11 protein-coding genes are annotated in these 20,220 nt (G+C 47.9%); 3 read left to right on the top strand and 8 right to left on the bottom strand.

What is annotated here, in order from left to right; translation table 11 throughout:
- Positions 1 to 1,252 precede the first annotated feature (1,252 nt).
- The 6 genes from ACZMIG_RS05090 to ACZMIG_RS05065 all read right to left on the bottom strand — a co-directional run bounded on the left by ACZMIG_RS05090 (position 1,253) and on the right by ACZMIG_RS05065 (position 9,111).
- Positions 1,253 to 1,804 carry an REP-associated tyrosine transposase gene (locus tag ACZMIG_RS05090; protein ID WP_125104953.1) on the bottom strand — a complete coding sequence of 184 codons (552 nt, stop codon included), beginning with the start codon at positions 1,802 to 1,804 and terminating at the stop codon, positions 1,253 to 1,255.
- A gap of 1,105 nt (positions 1,805 to 2,909) precedes the next feature.
- A complete protein-coding gene (locus tag ACZMIG_RS05085; protein WP_487889189.1) occupies positions 2,910 to 4,622 on the bottom strand; it encodes a fimbrillin family protein in 1,713 nt (570 codons plus the stop codon).
- Between the two features lie 12 nt (positions 4,623 to 4,634).
- The gene (locus ACZMIG_RS05080) at positions 4,635 to 6,203 is read right to left on the bottom strand and encodes a fimbrillin family protein (RefSeq protein WP_487889188.1); all 1,569 of its coding nucleotides are present in this window, start codon (positions 6,201 to 6,203) and stop codon (positions 4,635 to 4,637) included.
- A gap of 34 nt (positions 6,204 to 6,237) precedes the next feature.
- On the bottom strand, positions 6,238 to 7,125 hold the full coding sequence (locus ACZMIG_RS05075) for a fimbrillin family protein (protein WP_487889187.1): 888 nt from the start codon (positions 7,123 to 7,125) through the stop codon (positions 6,238 to 6,240).
- 20 nt (positions 7,126 to 7,145) lie between these two features.
- Positions 7,146 to 8,033 (bottom strand): FimB/Mfa2 family fimbrial subunit, encoded by an 888-nt coding sequence (locus ACZMIG_RS05070; RefSeq protein ID WP_349046080.1) that lies wholly within the window; start codon positions 8,031 to 8,033, stop codon positions 7,146 to 7,148.
- Between the two features lie 16 nt (positions 8,034 to 8,049).
- Positions 8,050 to 9,111, bottom strand: a complete 1,062-nt coding sequence (locus tag ACZMIG_RS05065) for a DUF3575 domain-containing protein (RefSeq protein WP_487889186.1) — start codon at positions 9,109 to 9,111, stop codon at positions 8,050 to 8,052.
- 3,317 nt (positions 9,112 to 12,428) lie between these two features.
- On the opposite strand from ACZMIG_RS05065, the gene ACZMIG_RS05060 reads away from it, so the two are divergent.
- From ACZMIG_RS05060 to ACZMIG_RS05050, 3 genes are all read left to right on the top strand, one after another.
- The gene (locus ACZMIG_RS05060; RefSeq protein WP_482692776.1) at positions 12,429 to 13,418 is read left to right on the top strand and encodes a Gfo/Idh/MocA family protein; all 990 of its coding nucleotides are present in this window, start codon (positions 12,429 to 12,431) and stop codon (positions 13,416 to 13,418) included.
- Between the two features lie 1,230 nt (positions 13,419 to 14,648).
- A complete protein-coding gene (locus ACZMIG_RS05055) occupies positions 14,649 to 15,752 on the top strand; it encodes a glycosyltransferase (RefSeq protein ID WP_487889185.1) in 1,104 nt (367 codons plus the stop codon).
- A gap of 151 nt (positions 15,753 to 15,903) precedes the next feature.
- Positions 15,904 to 16,713, top strand: a complete 810-nt coding sequence (locus ACZMIG_RS05050) for a LicD family protein (protein ID WP_487889184.1) — start codon at positions 15,904 to 15,906, stop codon at positions 16,711 to 16,713.
- A gap of 99 nt (positions 16,714 to 16,812) precedes the next feature.
- Here ACZMIG_RS05050 and ACZMIG_RS05045 read toward each other — a convergent pair whose 3' ends face one another.
- A complete protein-coding gene (locus tag ACZMIG_RS05045) occupies positions 16,813 to 17,817 on the bottom strand; it encodes an NAD/NADP octopine/nopaline dehydrogenase family protein (protein ID WP_487889183.1) in 1,005 nt (334 codons plus the stop codon).
- A gap of 18 nt (positions 17,818 to 17,835) precedes the next feature.
- Positions 17,836 to 19,656, bottom strand: a complete 1,821-nt coding sequence (locus tag ACZMIG_RS05040) for an aminotransferase class I/II-fold pyridoxal phosphate-dependent enzyme (protein WP_487889182.1) — start codon at positions 19,654 to 19,656, stop codon at positions 17,836 to 17,838.
- Between the last annotated feature and the right edge of the window lie 564 nt (positions 19,657 to 20,220).

The raw sequence follows: 20,220 nt of genomic DNA, 5'->3' as shown, positions 1-20,220 counted from the left end.
TGTTGTCTGTTGCAAAGATAAGATTTTCTGACGAAACGGCAAAAGGATATTTATTAGGAGTTATTTATTAAGGAGTTAAAGAAGTTAGAGTAGTTAAAGGAGTTAAAGCCAAATGCTTTTTTTACAATAAAGCGCCGGCAGCATAGCGGAACATACCTATAAATCAGCAATAGGAAGCAAGCGGATTGAAAATCCTTATACTCAATTCCGGCAGATTAATTTTATTGATTGTCGGCTGCGCTCGGCATAACCAAATATAATTTGCTTCTGCTCTCGCTTGCACGACAATTGCAAATCAGCCGGCACATTAGTCTTGTTGGTACAGAATTGTAAAGAAACAGCAAGGCTATTGTTCTGTCGGATATGCTATCCGACAGCATAAAATATAAGGATCTGCGATCCGAAAAACACACCTATAAATCAGCAATAGGAAGCAAGCGGATTAAAAAATCCTTATACTCAATTCCGGCAGATTAATTTTATTGATTGTCGGCTGCGCTCGGCATAACCAAATATAATTTGCTTCTGCTCTCGCTTGCACGACAATTGCAAATCAGCCGGCACATTAGTCTTGTTGGTACAGAATTGTAAAGAAACAGCAAGGCTATTGTTCTGTCGGATATGCTATCCGACAGCATAAAATATAAGGATCTGCGATCCGAAAAACACACCTATAAATCAGAAATAGGAAGCAATCGGATTGAAAAATCCTTATACTCAATTCCGGCAGATTTTTCGCTGCGCTCAACAACACGTGCAAATCTGCCGGCACATTAGTCTTGTTGGTATATATCGTTGCTTGTAAGCCTCGTTGCCTGGGAGCCACAAGAGTAATGTTCTGTCGGATATGCTATCCGGCTGTATCGAATATCAGGATCTGCGATCCGAAAAACATACCTATAAATCAGCAATAGGAAGCAAGCGGATTAAAAAAATCCTTATATTATATTCCGGCAGATTAATTTTATTGATTGTCAGCTGCGCTCGGCATAACCAAATATAATTTGCTTCTGCTCTCGCTTGCACGACAATTGCAAATCAGCCGGCACATTAGCTTTGTTGCTGCATGTCCGTTTTTAAGCAACAATGCATTTGACTTTAACTACTTTAACTTCTATAACTACTTTAACTACTAAAAATTAGCTTTGTTTCTGCATATCCGTTTTTAAGCAACAATGCATTTGACTTTAACTACTTTAACTCCTTTAACTACTTTAACTACTAAAAAAATTGAGGCTGATGTTCAGTTTATTCACACAGCCAACACTTCAACGCTCAGCAAGCCAGTGCCGCCGTCATAGTCTATGGCCGAACTGTAGAGATAATCGGCCGGACGGCTTACATATTCCTGTCTTACCGGATTGTCGTGTATGTATCTCAGCTTTTGCTTAAAGAAGTAAGGCGTTGCTATCTGTTCCGGGTGGTAGCCGTCTTGCCAGAAACGGTATTTAGATGTCTTCGTGTCGTTTGCGGCTGCAAAGCCAAACTGACTTAGCATCCATTCCCTGCGGCTCTCCTGCATGTCGTCTTGCAGTTCGGCTATTATCCGTTTGCTTGTATGTTTTTTAAAGTCGCGCATGATGTCGGCCACGCTCTCGTCCGATTCACTGCGCACTATTGCGTGCAGATGGTTACTCATCAGCACCCATGCATAAATTATCAGTCCCTTGTGCTGCCGGCAATAGTCTAGCGACTCCAACACTATATGCTTATACTTTGGCCGTGTGAAGATGTCTATCCAGTTGACAACGGTTGTTGTTATAAAATATACTTCATCCTGTATTATGCCTTTTGCGTTGTTCATGATATATCCGTCGTTTTGCAGTTAACAAAACAAATATAAGCTTTATTTGGCTTATATTCAAATGTTTGCATCACATTTCTGCATTATTTCTCAACAATCATGTCATGTCGGTTAGCTTTTTGCTGTATGTTCCGCTGTTATTGGGTCTTGTTGCTGCATATCATTGCCTGGGAGCCACAAGGCTATTGTTCTGTCGGATTTGCAATCCGACAGCAAAAAATATCAGGATCTTTGATCCGAGACTCATACCTATTAATCAAAAAATAGGAAGTAAGCGGATTGAAAATCCTTATATTATATTCCGGCAGATTGCAAATCAGCCGGCACATTAGTCTTGTTGCTACATATCTGTCGGCACGGGAAGGCACAATAGCGTCGTTGCTACATATCCGTCGGCACGGGCAAATCCTTATATTATATTCCGGCAGATTACAAATCAGCCGGCACATTAGTCTTGTTGCTACATATCCGTCGGCACGGGGGCTAATGTTCTGCCGGATATGCTATCCGGCTGTATCGAATATAAGGATCTGCGATCCGAAAAACATACCTATAAATCAAAAAATAGGAAGTAAGCGGATTGAAAATCCTTATACTCAATTCCGGCAGATTGCAAATCAGCCGGCACATTAGTCTTGTTGCTACATATCCGTCGGCACGGGAAATCCTTATATTATATTCCGGCAGATTGCAAATCAGCCGGTACATTAGTCTTGTTGGTACATATCCGTCGGCACGGGATATCTGATGATTCTGTAATGTATCTTGTGCACAGTTTACGGCGTACTGCAAACCATTCATAATATCAGAGAATGAATTGGTTTGAACACTGTCCGGCTCATCGTCATTATTTTTCTTGCCTCTGTGAAAAAGTCCCATGTTTTTAATTTAATTACTTGATTTGTTGTCTTTAATGAGCACCAATCTTGACAATGTCCGGCTTACAGCTTCCATATTTACACTGGAGTCTATATTATTATTGACAATGCCTTGATGTCAAAACCTATATGGTGGATTCTCCGTGTGTTCCATCACGTCCTCCTTTCTTTATTGGGGTTATACTTCGGTTCTTTCCGTTGCGGGCGGAACTTTTTCCGCCCGACGTTTACTGCTTCCTCAAGGTAGGCAATGCTCCGTTAAGTTCGTAACGCCACTCTGAGCCTGCGTTCTGCAAGGCGGTGTTCATGGCATCAACGGCTTTCTGCCAGGTAACGTAAGTGCCGTCCACCTTCGTGGCTTCGGGGACGATGTTTTCTTTATTGTAGCCGATGCCTTGTTCATGATTGTTCTTCCAATAGCAGGCGGTCACGGTGGTGTAGTTATTTCCCAAAAAGCCGCCGATATGTACTTTGCCGGTGCTACTACCCGTACTGGTTACGTTGCCCGTGGCATAGCAGGCAAGGAGGCTGCTTCCTGCGTTCATTCCCACCAGACTGCCGCCAGCGATATTCTTTTTGGGGTTTATTTCTATGATCACGTTGCCCGTGGCATAGCAAGCGGTCAGGGTGGCACTCGAATTCGTCTGACCTGCCACGCCGCCGACATCGACCGTTCCCTTCACTGTGGCAGAGGAACTGCATCCGGTGATGGAACCGCCTATTTGAACACCCACCACACCGCCGACATACACCGTGCCGCTGACGTTGCCCGACACCGAGCAGTTTTCAATGGTGCCCCAGCTAGATCCTACCACGCCACCAATACTGCCGCCATATATTTGATTGCTTGTTATCTGTACGCCCTCCATCACCACGTTCTTCACCGTACCAGCTCTATTGAGCCAGCCGAACAGACCCGCATATTCGTCATTTGTCGTAAAGGTCAGCCCCGTAATGGTATGGCCGCCACCGTCGAAGGTGCCTTTGTATGAGTTGTCGTAGTCTGTGCCTATCGGTGTCCAGTCTTTGCCTGTGAGGTCAATGTCGGCGGTGAGGGTAATGTTAATGTCGCTCTTACCTCCGTTCACTAATTCGGCTATATTCATCAGACCATCGGCGGAGGTCACGGTGTAGCTGCCGTTGCTCTCTATGGTATAGCCCAGGTCTTTTGCCGCAGCGAGGGAGACGGTGTAGGTATATTCACCGCCCGCCTGCCAGTCGGTAGCATTCTTCATCTTATAAACGAAGGTTTTGCCGTTGGTGAAGGTGCAGGTAATGAAGGCCGTGCCAGCTGCCACACTTTGCGGGGCTACGAGGGCGGTGTAGGTGTTGCTGCCCTTGTCATACGGGGTGATTTCGGCAGGGTTGTCGCCTTCGGTGGAGAGGCCCGTCAGCCGCACGGATGCCAGTCCCTCGGTGTAGTCCGTCAGAACGATGGTCACCCGCGCCGTGCGGTGGGTGAAGCGGAGCGTGGGGCTACCGTAAGTCACCGTCTGTCCGTCGGCTACGATGAGGTCACTGCCCTCAAAGTCTTTCTGGGCACTTTGGTTGGCTTTTACCTTTACCGCAGGTGGAGTTGTCTCGCCCTCGGTGTAGGGCCACCACGCCGTGACGGTGATGTCGTTGTGGTTGGTCCAGTAGTACGGGTCGGTGGAGGTCAGTGTGGCGCTGGTGGGGTCGGCGGTGGAGGGCGTCACGTTGTACGTCTTCACCGTGCCGTCCATCAGAACTGCCACGCTCTGCACACCCGTCCAATTGCCATCCGCTGGGGCACGGGTGCCGGCGGTGGCTGTCGCGGCGGGGTTCAGCCCCGTGGCGGTGAAGACGATGGGTGTGCCTTCCGCCCCTTCCGGTAGGAAGCCCGCTTCGTCCTGCGTGCAGGCGGCAAGGGCGAACAGCAGGGCGATGGCTGCGAATATATGGATGTTTGTTCGTTTCATGATGCGTGTTGTTTAGGGGTTGTTATTGTTTCTTTTCAGTACGGGCAGGCCGTCGGTGCCGAGTGCCCACTGGTAGTCGTTACCGGTGAGGGCGGGGTTCATGCCGTCGACGGCTGTCTGCCATTTCACGGTCGCGCCGTCCACCTTCGTGGCAACTACCGTTCCTCCTTCATTACGGAGTACTCCTTGCCCGGCATTGCCTCCCCAATAACAGGAAGTTATATTCTTGTAGTTGAAACGCACTAGAGTTCCACAGCCAGACTCATCTATCAATGTGCCGTCGAACCAGCAAGCGATGATATCGCCATAATTTGCATTGGTTATACCACCACTATGTACAGTAAGTTTTCCCGTCACAGAGCAGGCAATGATTTGGCCATGATTTCGGTCCACCATTCCAGCAGCTCCTCCACTACTGCCATCCAGATTCACATCTATGAGTTGTAGGTTCTTTATCACTCCACTTACATTTAAAAAATAAAAAAGTCCAAAACTCGCTGCTGAAAAGTTTAATCCCGTAATGCGGTGTCCCTGTCCATTAAAGACGCCGGAGTAGCCTGGCCATGTGTCTAAACGTGTCCATTTCTTACCCGTCAGGTCGATGTCGGCGGTGAGGGTGCAATTTATCGATTCGTCTTTTTGTATGGCTTTGTTCCATGCCAGCAGGCCGTCAGCGTTATAGACCGTGTAGGTATTGGTGTTGCTGTCGTAGATGTAGCCCAAATCCTCAGCCGCGCCGCTCTCGCCGCCGTCAGTCCAGCTACCGATGGTGCAACCCTCTAACGTCAAGCCGGTGGCGTTCACCTTAACGGTATATTTATAGCGGTTGCCAGCCTCTAATACGACGTCGTTCTGCGGGCGGAAGTAGAAGGTGCCGCCGCCGAGTTCCACCTTGACGAACGGCTTGCCTGCCGCAACGGTCTGCGGGGCGGTCAGTGCCTCGTAGGTGTTGCCGCTTGCGTTGTAGGTCTTGATGGCGGTCGGGTTGCCGTTATCAGCGGACAGGCTCACGAGGCTCACCGTGGCACCGGTGACGCTCGTGAATCCCGTGCCGGGCTTCAGTTCGATAGTCATGCGTGCCGTGCGGTGGGTAAATTCAAGAGTCGGGTTGTTAAATTCCACCTTCCGGTTCTCAGCAGAGATGAAGTCGCTGTTCTGGAAGTCAGCCAGTTTGCTTTGGTCTTCTGCCACCTTCACGGCAGGCATCTGTGTGATGTCGGCATTGTCGAAGGGCCACCATGCCGATACGGTAATCGGGTCGCGGCTGGTCCAGTAGTACGGGTCGTTCTCGCGTGAAAGCGTGGCACTCTTGAAATCGGTAGAAGCCGTTACGGTGTATTCCTTTACCGCATCGCCCATCTTGAGTGCCACGGAAGTGACGCCCTGCCAGTCGCCGTCCACAGAGGCACGGGTGGAAGGGGCTGCCAGCGGCGTTGCTTCTACGGACAATCCGGTGGCACGGATGACGACGGGGTATTCACCTTCGGGCAGACGGTTATCGCCAGCAAGTTCGTCCTGCGTGCAGGCGGCGAGGGCGAACAGCAGTGCGGTGGCTGCGGGGATATATAATCTATGTCTCATAATTCTTCATTCTAATCGATTAATTATTAAAATCCTACAGGCCAGCACCCACATCTCCACCGTCTATATCGTTCCACTTTGCAATGGTGGCTTCGCTGACTTCAAGGACTTTGTTGCGTACCTTGACGGTATAGGTATAGTTGTTGCCCGCCAGCAGTGCGCCTTCGGGCATGGTGAGTGTGGCATGATATTCCTGACCTTTGTAATTCACAACCAACGGCAGGGATGCAACTGTCTGCGGGAAGAGGATGATCGATGACGTGAGATTGCCGTCTGCCAGATTCATGGTCAGTTCTCCGGTCTGTACTCCGTTGTCTGCGGTGGCAATACCGTCGGCCGTGTTGAACGTACCGGTGAGTAACAATCCGTCTAGCGTGTAACGTTCAGGCTTGACCACGCTGAAATTCACGCCGTCGCCCGCCTCGAAGGTAAGGGTTATCTGGCTCATGCGGTGGTGGAAGGAGTTGTCTTCACCGCCTTTGGCGGTTTTGTCGGTGAAGCTTACTACCGGGTTGTTTTTGTCTCCCGTGGCTCCTGAAGCAAAGAGGAAGTCGATGGCAGGCTGGTTTTGCTGCGCCGTGGCATCGGTCGTGGCTGTGAGGATGCCTCCCGCCGCGTTGTACGGATAGTAGGCGCGGAAAGTATGGGTCTTTGCATCTTCGATATAGATAACCTTTCCTTCTGCCTCAAATTTCCCGTTTTTCAGGATGAAAGGCACGTTGCCGTACTGGGAATCGTTGCCGATGTCGGTGATGCCGATACGGTCGCCGGCAGTCCAGGTGGTTCCGCTGGCGCGGGTGGCGGGGGCGATGTTTGCGGTAAACTGGGCGGCCACGGGGTCACCGTTCAGGTTCTCGTTGTCGTTGTTGCAGGCTACCAGTGCGAGGGCGAGCGCTGCAAGTGTAAAAAATCTTGTCTTCATTATATCTATAATTTTATTATTTACAAATCAGCATTTACATCATCACCTTTCACTTCTTCCCAGCCGTTGATTTCGGCTCCGTCCACTTCCATGCCTTCGGGAGTCTCAACCAGCGTTCCGCCGAGGGTCAGCGATTTGCCCTTTCTGGTGTTGAACTCCTTGAGAGCTTCTGTGAGGTCGCTTTTCAACGTGGTGGGGCTCGGGTTGCCGTCCGCATAGCGGATTTCAGCCGTCAGCAGTTGTTCCGTGCCGGTCACACCCAGCAACCGCACCGTGGCTTTCCACTTGCCGGCATCGTCACCTTCGGTTATCTTGGTGAAGGGCAGCACGACGTTTGAAGCGGCTCCGTAGGTATCGGTAGCGAAATCGAGTGTTCTGGCTGCACCCGTCAGATAAGCAACAATCTCCGTGATGCGTCCGGCGGCATCACCCGTCGGTTTGACGACAAGCGTCAGTTCGCGTACCTGCTGCTTCATTGCGGCGGTCAGCGGATAGTCCTTGTCTTTCTCGATGCTCACCTGTTTCGTATAGGTGAAGAACCATCCAGGGGCATTGTTCACAAAGGCATCCGTGCCTGCCCGGTTTCCCGTGGCTGCGGCAATGGTGGCGGTGGTACCATTTACCGTGATTCCTTCAGCTGGGTTCCACACCGCAAGGGTGTAGCTGCCCGGAGCAAACAGATGGTCGGGGGCATGGGTGGCGGAAGTCTCCGTACCCGTATAGTCGCCCATGGTGACCGTCCACGTGGCAGGTATGTTGATACCCTCACCGCAGGCCGACCAGTCGGCTGTCACCGCAATTTTCCCATAGTCGGGATGCGGCGTGTCATAAAGCGTGTCCTTCACGCAGGAAGATAGCAGCACGGCGGCTGTCATTCCTACCATATTTATATATTGTCTTGCTTTCATACTCTATTCCTCCGTATTAGAATAACTTCCATACCAATGTCACACCGGCGTTGATGGGGCCACACCAATTTTTTGTCTCGTTGCCACAGCGCACGCGCACACCATCGATGACTTCATATTTTTCGAAATCGGCATTCAGGTAGCCCAAGCCGAGGTTGAAATCAAGAGTCAGTGCCTTGTTCAGCCGCAGCTGATAGCCGGCGGTGATGCCACCACCCATCAGGTCGCCCTGCTTGCCTGCTTCGGAGAACTTGTAGTTGAACTGTCCGGTCTTGAACATCGCACCCAGATACCATGCCTTGCTGCTGCCTATATAATAGCGCACCTCGGGCATAACCTCCCACAGAGCGTAGCGGCGGTCTTTGTCGTTCCAGCTCCATGATGTCCATGAGCCGTTGACCAGTAAGCCCCACGACGGGCTGATGCGCCACTCGATGCCGAGGTCGGGCGTAAGCGTGGCCCAGCGCAGCAGGTTGAAGCGGAAGGCGAAGCCCCCTCCAACCTCCCCCCGATGGGGGAGGCTCAAGCCTTCTGATTCCGCTTGGGAGTTGTCTGAGGCTTTGCCGGCAGTATCATCTGAGACCTTGCCGACAGTATCATCTGAGACTTTGACATCAGTATCATCTGAGGCTTTGACATCCATAGCCTCATCCACACGGGAGAGGTTGGTGGGGACTTTCACTCTCACCACCACATAGTCGCCGTCAGTGGGATGGTTGGCTGTGACGAAGCAGTCTTCAGTAAGGTTTCTCCTTATTATAAGTTCTGACTTCACACGGTTTGAACGTATGGCAGCTGTGGCGAGGTTTTCTTTTTCGCTGCCCATGGAGCTACAGTATCCGTCGACATAGACAGGCACTGTGCCGTCGGTTATTCCAGGCATGAGCCGGTCGATGCAGTCGAGCAGGCGCGCCAGTTCGTTTTCGTTGTCATACATAGGCACATAGAACATATCCTTCTGAGGCAAGAAGCGGAACGTGTAAACCGTGTCGGCCCCGGAGTTGCCCTGTGCTGCAACAGGCGAAAACGCTGCCGTAATGAATAGAAAAAGTGTCAATAATAATGTTTTTTTGCTCATACTTTATATATTTCTGGATTATACGCATTAGATTTTCGGTGTATAAAGTAAGTAAAAATATTCATGTTTCAATAATTTTTTTTAATAAAAAATGTTTTAATTGTCAAAATCGCATATTTTTGTCGTTTTAGCAGTTTTATTTTTGACGTTTCAGCACTTTTTTGACGTTTCAGCACTTTTTGCTATTGTGTTCCTTGGGGGGATAAAAGGGGGGATAATTGAAAATTGAGAAGTGAAAATTGAGGATTGAGAAGTGAAAATTGGGAAGTGAAGTTCAGCGCAAGCCAATTATGAAATGCTTTGTGGTGATACAAAATTTTGTAGGGAATTGTTGTAGAGAAACAACAAGGATAATGTTATGGCGGATATGACAAATTAAGTGAAGAACGAAGAGTGAAGAGTGAATAATTCATATGCATTGTGGTGATACAATTGAGAAACAACAAGAGTAATGTTCTGGCGAATATGCACGTGTTGTTGAGCGCAGCGAAAAATTCGACAGCATCAAATATAAGAACCAACGGTCAGCGAAGCTAATTTGTGATCCGAAATTCATACCTATAAATCAGCAATAGGAAGCAAGCGGATTGAAAATCCTTATACTATATTCCGGCAGATTGCAAATCAGCCGGCACATTAGCTTTGTTGGTACATATCCGTTTTTTAGGCTACAATGCATTTGACTTTAACTACTTTAACTCCTATAACTACTTTAACTACTAAAAATTAGCTTTGTTGCTACATACCGAGAATTGCAGAGAAACAACAAGACTATTGTTCTGTCGGATATGACAAATTAAGTGAAGAACGAAGAGTGAAGAGTGAATAATTCATATGCATTGTGGTGATACAAAATTTTGTAGGGAATTGTTGTAGAGAAACAACAAGAGTAATGTTCTGGCGGATATGCTATCCGACAGCATCAAATATAAGGATCTGCGATCCGAAATTCATACCTATAAATCATAAATAGGAAGCAAGCGGATTGAAAAATCCTTATACTCAATTCCGGCAGATTACAAATCAGCCGGCACATTAGTCTTGTTGGTACATATCGTTGCTTGTAAGCCTCGTTGCCTGGGAGCCACAAGAGTAATGTTCTGTCGGATATGCTATCCGACAGCATAAAGTATCAGGATCTGCGATCCGAAAAACATACCTATAAATTAGCAATAGGAAGCAAGCGGATTGAAAAAATCCTTATATTCAGTTCCGGCAGATTACAAATCAGCCGGCACATTAGTCTTGTTGGTATTATGCCGCTTGTAGGGAATTATGGAGAAACAGCGTGAATAATTCATATGCATTGTGGTGATACAATTGAGAAACAACAAGAGTAATGTTCTGGCGGATATGACAAATTAAGTGAAGAACGAAGAGTGAAGAGTGAATAATTCTTGTTGCTACAGAATTGTAAAGAAACAGCGAAACAGCAAGACTAATGTTCTGTCGGATATGCTATCCGACAGCATAAAGTATCAGGATCTTTGATCCGAAACTCATACCTATAAATCATAAATAGGAAGCAAGCGGATTGAAAAATCCTTATATTCTATTCCGGCAGATTAATTTTATTGATTGTCGGCTGCGCTCGGCATAACCAAATATAATTTGCTTCTGCTCTCGCTTGCACGACAATTGCAAATCAGCCGGCACATTAGTCTTGTTGGTATTATGCCGCTTGCAGGGAATTGTGGAGAAACAGCAAGACTAATGTTCTGTCGGATATGCACGTGTTGTTGAGCGCAGCGAAAAATTCGACAGCATCAAATATAAGGATCTGCGATCCGAGACTTTAACTACTTTAACTCCTAAAACTTAACCTCTCCAGAATTGCCATGCTCATCACGAAACCGCGGTTTGGTGCGAAAAATTGCACAAAATCGACATTTTCGGTAAAGTGTTGATATATCGGATTTTACCAAGATTACAGAACAAAAAGGCAATGGTTAAAAAATATTACTCGGCCACTTTTCATCCAAAAGTGGGCCGTTTACGATTCGTAAACGTGCCATTTGCACGACAAAAAGCAACGCTTTAGAGCATAAAAACAGGCGTTATTCTGAATGAAACAGCGCATAAAAATAAACGAATGTTAATACCACATGGTCTAAAAGTGCTTAAAATTAACATCCGTTACGAATTAGTTTTCCAGATTGGAAAAAATTTTTGTCCTGACTTTTTACTTTTTATCACGTAGCATAAAAGCAATAAGGCTAATGTTCTTTGTGGTTGGAAATTCTTTGTAGAGAAACAACAAGACTAATGTTCTGGCGGATATGCTATCCGACAGCAAAAAATATAAGGATCTGTGATCCGAGACTCATACCTATGCAATAAGAAATAGGAAGCAAGCGGATTGAAAAATCCTTATACTCAATTCCGGCAGATTACAAATCAGCCGGCACATTAGCTTTGTTGATACATACCCGGCGGCACGGGGGATATGCTATCCGACGGCAAAAAATATAAGGATCTGTGATCCGAGACGCGGTCATGGAATGTATCGTCGTCCCATTCCTTTTTTACCACCTCGCTCTGTTCTTAATTATTTGATATTCAGCTCTTTTATACATCGGTTTACATTTTACGCAGTGGAATGCGTATTTTTACGCAGTGCAAATATAATAAAATTACCAAACAATATCAATTTATTGAAGGATCTTTGATCCGAAACACAAAATCCTTATACTATATTCCGGCAGATTTTTCGCTACGCTCAACAACTCGTGCAAATCAGCCGGCACATTAGCTTTGTTGCTACAGAATTGTAAAGAAACAGCAAGGCTATTGTTCTGTCGGATATGCTATCCGACAGCATAAAGTATAAGGATCTGTGATCCGAAAAACATACCTATAAATTAGCAATAGGAAGCAAGCGGATTGAAAATCCTTATATTCAATTCCGGCAGATTGCAAATCAGCCGGCACATTAGCGTTGTTGATACATATCCGTCGGCACGGACATAACCAAATATAATTTGCTTCTGCTCTCGCTTGCACGACAATTGCAAATCAGCCGGCACATTAGTCTTGTTGATACATACCGAGAATTGTAGAGAAGCAACAAGGCCAATGTTCTTTAGGCATAAAATTTACGCCGGCATCTGCATCAAAAAATTGCGGAATTGATAAATCGGAACAGTCAAACTATCTGTAATACAAAATAATTGTATAACTTTGCTTTCGGTAATCAGAGCGACTGTTGTTCGCAGTTCTTTATTCTTTATCATTATAAGGACACGGCAAATTTTCGACAATCATCTAAATTACAAGCATTTACGATCAATCAACATCACTTTAAGACAAGTATATATATGGAACAAATATTTCGTGTAGGCATCATCGGCGCCGGAAGCATTGCGGCATCAATGGCCGAAACTGTAGGGCGCATGCCGGAAGCACATCTTTATGCCATAGCATCGCGCAGCATTGAAAAGGCCAGGGAGTTTCAGAACAAATGGGGCGCAGAAAAGGCTTATGGCTCTTACGACGAACTGATACAGGATGAGCAGGTTGACCTGATTTATATTGCCACACCACATTCGCATCATTATGAGCAGGCGCGCCAGTGCCTGCTGAACGGCAAGGCCGTGCTGTGCGAAAAGACATTTACAGCCAACAAGGCGCAGGCTGAAGAGCTGGTGGCGCTGGCCCGTGAACGCAAAGTGTTCCTCGCTGAAGCCATCTGGACACGCTACATGCCGTTCTCTAAAGAAATAGTAAAGATGGCGCACAGCGGCGAGCTGATTGGCCGTCCGTATATGCTGACAGCCAACCTTGGCTATCCGATAGAGCACAAAGAACGCATAAAGAAACCGGAACTGTGCGGCGGCGCCTTGCTCGACTTGGGCGTCTACCCCATCAACCTTGCCTTCATGCTGTTTGGAAATTCGCCTGAGCGCATAATGTCATGCTGCAGCAAAAACGAGCTGGGAGTTGACCTGCAGAACAGCATGACCTTTATCTATCCCGAAGGAGAGATGGCCGTGATGCAGACCACAGCACGCTGTGCCAACGACCGCATGGGAGTGGTGTCGGGCGATAAAGGCTATATGGTTATCGACAACATCAACAATCCGCACACGGTAACTGTCTACGACACTAACCACAAGCAGACAGGCATATACACCTGCCCGCCACAAATCACAGGCTATGAATATGAAGTGCATGCCGCCATGGAAGCCATACGCAAAGGCGTGATTGAGCCTGAAGACATGCCGCACGCAGAAACCTTACGCATTATGGAGCTGCTCGACAGCCTGCGCAAAGAATGGGGCGTGGCTTATCCGTCGGACAAGCTATAAAAAGTTGTGTGGGCAAAATTGTAGAGAAACAACAAAGCTAATGTTCTGGCGGATATGCTATCCGACAGCAAAAAATATAAGGATCTGCGATCCGAGACTCATACCTATTTAATCAAAAAAATAGGAAGCAAGCGGATTGAAAAATCCTTATATTCAATTCCGGCAGATTTTTCGCTGCGCTCAACAACTCGTGCAAATCAGCCGGCACATTAGTCTTGTTGGTATATGCCGCTTGTAGGAAGCAGCAAAGCTATTGTTCTGGCGGATATGCTATCCGACAGCATCGAATATCAGGATCTGTGATCCGAGACTCATACCTATTAATAAAAAATAGGAAGTAAGCGGATTGAAAAATTAGCTTCGCTGACCGTTGGTTCTTATACTTAATTCCGGCAGATTAATTTTATTGATTGTCGGCTGCGCTCGGCATAACCAAATATAATTTGCTTCTGCTCTCGCTTGCACGACAATTACAAATCAGCCGGTACAATAGTCTTGTTGGTATATGCCGCTTGTAGGAAGCAACAAGGCTATTGTTCTGGCGGATATGCTATCCGACAGCAAAAAATATAAGGATCTGTGATCCGAAATTCATACCTATTAATAAAAAAAATAGGAAGCAAGCGGATTGAAAAATCCTTATATTCAATTCCGGCAGATTACAAATCAGCCGGCACATTAGCTTTGTTGATACATATCCGTCGGCACGGAGAAGCAACAAGGCTAATGTTCTGTCGGATATGCTATCCGACAGCATCAAATATAAGGATCTGCGATCCGAGACTCATACCTATGCAATAAGAAATAGGAAGCAAGCGGATTAAAAAATCCTTATACTTAATTCCGGCAGATTACAAATCAGCCGGCACATTAGTCTTGTTGCTACAGAATTGTAAAGAAACAGCAAGGCTATTGTTCTGGCGGATATGCTATCCGACAGCATTAAATATCAGAACCAACGGTCAGCGAAGCTAATTTGTGATCCGAAATTCATACCTATAAATCATAAATAGGAAGCAAGCGGATTGAAAAAATCCTTATACTTAATTCCGGCAGATTGCAAATCAGCCGGAACAATAGTCTTGTTGCTACATATCCGTCGGACAAGCTATAATGTAAATCCTCAAATCTTAATTGGCTTGCGCCGAACTTCATTTCTCCATTCTCAATTCTCCATTCTCAATTATTCTTCGTATTTTTGCAGATATAACAACTTTGCCATAAACAGATATGCAGAATAAGAAGAAACGAGTTTTTCATATAGTGTCGCATTTCGATGTGGGCGGAGCCGAGAGAGTGGCCGTGAACATTGCCAAGTCGCAGACTGAAGGCTTTGAATATCACGTGGTGGAACTGATACGCGCACACTCGGCGTTCACCAAGGTGTTTATAAAGGAACTCGAAGACGCGGGGATAAAATATCACCGGGGGCTGGTGCCAGAGGTGCATTTTCATTATCTGTTTGAGCGTCTCGCCGCAGTTACCTTTCCGCTGTGGTTTATCTTTCTGTTTCTGAGATACCGCCCTGCCGTGATACACAGCCACACCGAGATGCCCGACCTTGCCGTATATTCGTTCTTCAAGATGTTCCCGACGCTGCTCAGAGGCTGCAAGGTGGTGCGCACAATACACAACACACAGCTGTGGACAGGACTGAAAAAGACCGGGATGAAGGTGGAAAAATTCTTTATACGCAACAACTCAAACATAGCCATATCTGTAGCCGTGCGCGACAACTACACGGCAGAATATCACCAAACTGCACCTATTATATATAATGGTGTGGCTCCGTCAACGCAGAAACCGTTTGACGGAATTGTTGAAGGCAAGAAGAACATCCTGTTTGCCGGACGGCTCGAACCACAGAAAGGCATCGACGTGCTCGTGGAGATTATCAGCAGACTGAGCGGCGACGGCCGTTTCTTCTTCCACGTGGTGGGCGACGGCAGCATGCACGCCTTTGTACAAAGCAAGCTCGGCGGACTGCCAAACGTAAGTCTGCGCGGCCCTATACACGGACTGCCGGCATATCTGTCATCGTTCGACTATCTGCTCATGCCGTCGGTGTTTGAAGGTCTGAGCATAATGTCGCTTGAGGCAAGCATGGAGGCACTGCCCGTGATAGCCAACAGCTGTCCCGGACTGCGCGACACCCTGCCCGACGACTGGCCGCTGAAGGTGAGCGGCAACAGCATCGACGCCTACATGCACATATTCAACGACATTGTGGCAAAGGAAGACAAGAGCCGCTTAGGAGGCATCGCCCGCGACTTTGCCGCCGCAAAATTCGGCGTAAGACAGATGCAGACAAGCTACGAGAAGGTGTACGGCTGACCTGATGACGCCATGCAGGCCTCAACGCCTGCACCAACAGGCACATAACGCCCGGCAGGACGGCCCATGTTAAGCTACTTTTTACAAAGCCATGCGGCAAAAACATAAAAAAGCATTACCTTTGCATCAAACTGATTTACGCGGAAAAGATATGAAACGAATTACCGACATAGCCGAACTGCGCAAGGTGCAGACGGGCATACTCGACGACATACACAGATTCTGCACTGCCAACGGAATAATGTATTTTCTGTCGTGCGGCACTCTTATAGGAGCCGTGCGCCACAAGGGATACATACCATGGGACGACGACCTCGACCTGTATATGCCGAGAAAAGACTACGACAGATTTGTGAAGCTCTATACTGACGCAGACGGACGCTACCGCGTGCTCGACCCGAAGAAGGAGAAAAACTACTTCTACACATTCGCGAAGGTGGTAGACACACGCACGCTGCTCGTTGAGACAGAAACAGAAGGATACCAGATTGGCGTTTACGTAGACATATTCCCAGTAGACTACGTCAGCGACAACGAGGCCGAAAGGCAGCGCATATTCAAGCGCAAGCGGCTGCTGTATAAGATAAGGCGATGCAAAATTTCAAAGAGAAACTATCTGAAGTCGGCACTGGCCTACTATTGCTACAAGATGCTGCCCGTAACCGTGGGCATGCTAAACGGCATGATTGAGCGCATGGTGGTAAGACGGGAGCCTACAAACACCGTTGCCAACATGACCGAAGCCGGCCCGTCGGTAAAGGGATGCATGCCAGCAAAGGACATAGAGGGCGACGTTGACATTGAGTTTGAGGGAAAAATGTATAAGACCATGGCAGGATATAAAGACTATCTGAGCCGCACCTACGGCGACTATATGAAGCTGCCGCCCGTGGACCAGCGCGTAACCCACAGCTTCGAGGCTTACTGGACCGACGGCAACGAGCCGAAAGACGGCGAATAGCATCAAGAAAAAGAAAAAACGATTTAGACATAAGAGAAAAGAAAAGCCGGGCAATGGTCATTGTCCGGCTTTTCTTGTATTGTCACAACTGACATCTGGTCATAAAATCTTGCTCATTCCCCACTCGTAAACCTTGTCAATAACCGGACAAGGTATATGTTTTTCTTTTGCCAGATTGCGTATTATGGCAAGTCCGTAGGGAAAGTCCTCGGTGAAATATCTGCTCGAGAAATCGGGAACATAGCCCCCGTCGACCTTCTTCATTGGCGACGGTATGCCCTTGAAGGCTTCTATGGAGCGCAGCTTTGCCGCAAGAGAGGCGGCGTCGGTGCTCTCGTAATATTCGAGCACGCCGGGTATGCATCCGGGCGAAACGGGAAGCACACGGAGCAGCAGGCTAAGCTCGTTGTCCATGGCGATATAAATGGCTGCCGCCTCTTCGGTCCATTCCTCATAGAACATGCTGTTGCGGCTGTAGACATCACCCGGCTTCCAGTCTTTCCACATGCTGTAAAGGCGCGAGGGATGGAGCAGCGGATTGCTGTTGGTGAGACTCACCTCATACATATTGTCAAGAAGAGTTACCGGAGTGGCCATGAGGCGCTCTATGTCGCTACGCAGCTGTTCGGGATGCTCCACGTTGTCCGTGCCCATGCTCAGCGACTTTTTATACCCAAGGAGCGACGCCCTGTGGCCATACTCCGAGGTGCGGGCTATGAAGGGCACGCGCTGAAAGCCGAAAAGAGGTGTGCCGGAAGGCAGCAGGCGCCTGGCATGGAAATAAAAGCCCGTGCTCGACACGATGCTGCCCACAACCGTGGAGGCAGAGAGATGCGGACATATTTCGCTGAGCGTAGACTCTATTGAAAAGCCGGGAAGGCAGAGCAGAACGATGTCGGCACCGGGCACCACCTCGGCGGCATCTGCCGACACGCAGGCCAGACGGCCCTCGAGCGTGCCACGGTCAGGAGTGTCGACAAGCAAAGTTTCGCCCCACTGAGCCGGGCGGCGCGTAAGTATTCTCACTTCATCGGTGCCGGCTGCGGCAATAAATCCGGCTGTTACATGTCCGAGGTTTCCACCTCCGCAGATACATATTTTCATGTCGTGCGTATTGTTGTGTTATTGTTTGTCTAAAGCCAGCAGTGCATCCACAAGCCTATCGTTGTCGGCCGTGTCTCTCACTGATATCCTGACAAAGTTCTTGCCCTCAAGGAAGGTTTTAGTGTTGCAGTCTTTTATCATTATATTAAACTGCGCCAGGAGCTTCTTTGCCAGTTCGTGCGACGTGAACTTGCCAAGCACCTCACAGCAGAAATAGTTGGCCTGCGACGGCAGTACACGCATGTAAGACACTGTCTGCAAGCGCTTCATGAAACGTGCCCGTTCGCTAATAAACTTATGGCAGGCTTGGGTGTAGTCAGCCTGATATTTGTTGAATATCTGCATGTAGAACTCGGCAAACGAATTGATGTTCCAGATGCTTACATCCTTCTTCACACGGCTGATAAGCTGCTCGTCGGCCGACGCCATTATGCCAAGGCGAAGACCCGGCACACCGTATGACTTGGATATGCTCTTGATGACAACAAGGCGGGGATTGTCCTCGAGCGTTGAGTTGCGCAGCAACGTGTTATGCTCAAAGTCATCGCTGAAGTCGACAAACGACTCGTCAACAACGAGCCTTATGCCCTGCCCTGCGCACCAGCGGCTAAGGCGCAGGACATCGTCTGCCGGAATGAAGTTGCCTGAAGGATTGTCGGGATTGATAAGCAGAAGACTCTTTATGCCGCTGCCTTCGAAGAAACGCATAAGGTCGTCGGCGGTATAAGACAGGTCATTGTTGTCGGGATAAAACGCCACGATGTCGTCCTTACTGAGGCGGTGGGGATATTCCTCAAACGTAGGGAACACCACGCCCGTAAGTCCTGCCGACTGCTCCATGAGGCTCTTGATAAGCTCTGCCGCACCGTTGCCCACGACAACAAACTGCTGCCTGATGCCGAAATACTTGCCGGCCAGCAGCGAGTTGACATACATGCCCGACGGATATTCGCGCATGAGCGTGTCAAAGTTGGCCTTCATCTCCTCGGTGAGCTGCTCGGGCGGGAAGTAAGGGTTGACAAGATAGCAGAAGTCGAGCATCTTCGGGAAGCGCCAATGACCGCCGTAGCGGTAGTTATAGCGGCGCATCATCTCCTCGTCCTCGGCAAAGAGCGTCTCGGCAATGTCAAGGTCCTGCACGTCGTCAATCTCATACCATTTCTCGTTTCCAACAGGAAGCGCCTTAAGGTTAGAATTGTCGAGCAGCGTTATCACTCGCAGCACCTGCTCATAATATTCGTTGTTGCCCAAGGCCTTGCAGTAAGCATCGAGGAAAGGAACATACTGACGGCACGAAAACTCACGGCTGAACTTATAGATGTTTACGGTTTTATAGTAATCATCGACATCCTCAAACCTGAAAGCCTTCTTCGGGACAAAGTTCACGATATTGCGCTCCTTGTCTATCCTTACCATCGTTCCGTCCATCCACGACTCATATTTAGCCACAAGTGCAAGATTGGGATGCGAGTCGTTCAATATCATGGGCAGCATGCGGTCGGAGAAAATAAGGTCGGACTCTATAAGCAGCGTATCGTCCTGCTGCAGCTGCTCCTTGGCCAGCGAAAGCGAATAAATATTGTTTGTCTTGTTATATATAGGATTCTCCACATACTCTATGTTGAGCCTGCCGTCGTACCTGTTGCCTATATGGGCCTTTAGTTCACTGCCCTTATATCCCACAACGATAACCACGCGCCGCAAGTCAAGACGCGCAAGCTGTCCGAGCATACGGTCAATCAGTTTCACGCCGTTGACCTCTACCATACATTTAGTGTTGTTCTTGGTGTATTCGCCAAGTCTGCGCCCAAGTCCGGCCGCAAGGATTATTGCCTGCATAACAAATAGTCTTAAAAATTTGGATATCCGGCAGAAGCTTAAAGTGCCGCAGCACCATCAGGGCCGCTTACATATTCAGCATGTAAACAACGCCTAAGCCCAAAGCTGCACATTCTGCCGCCACAATCTGATTATCTTTCTGTCGGCAAAGATAATGAAAGGTGAGAGCAAAGCAAAATAAAAAACACAGTTTTTTTTACTTTTTGCTTAGCCGAACCGCATCTTATCTTATGAAAAGATAATGAAAGGTGAGAGCAAAGCAAAATAAAAAACACAGTTTTTTTTACTTTTTGCTTGGCCGAGCCGCATTTATTCTGCTGAAAAGGCATCAGGTTTTACGCTATACGCCGCCCGGCGGTAGTTAAACTAAGTTAATTAAATATAATACAACACATTCAACGCCCTTCCCTGCGAACGAGTTATAATAAAAATATGTACCTTTGCAGTCCGATTATTAAGGGGATAACTCTTAGAACCCCGGAACGGAGTGTTAATAGTCGTACTTTTGGCCGAGTGCGACGGTTAGTGAATCGCCGTTCAAGCAATAATGAATTTAAAAACGTT

It is taken from the genome of Xylanibacter sp. (assembly GCF_057607445.1).
The sequence above is the reverse complement of the archived record's forward strand: the minus strand, read 5'-3'. Positions and strand labels throughout refer to the sequence as shown.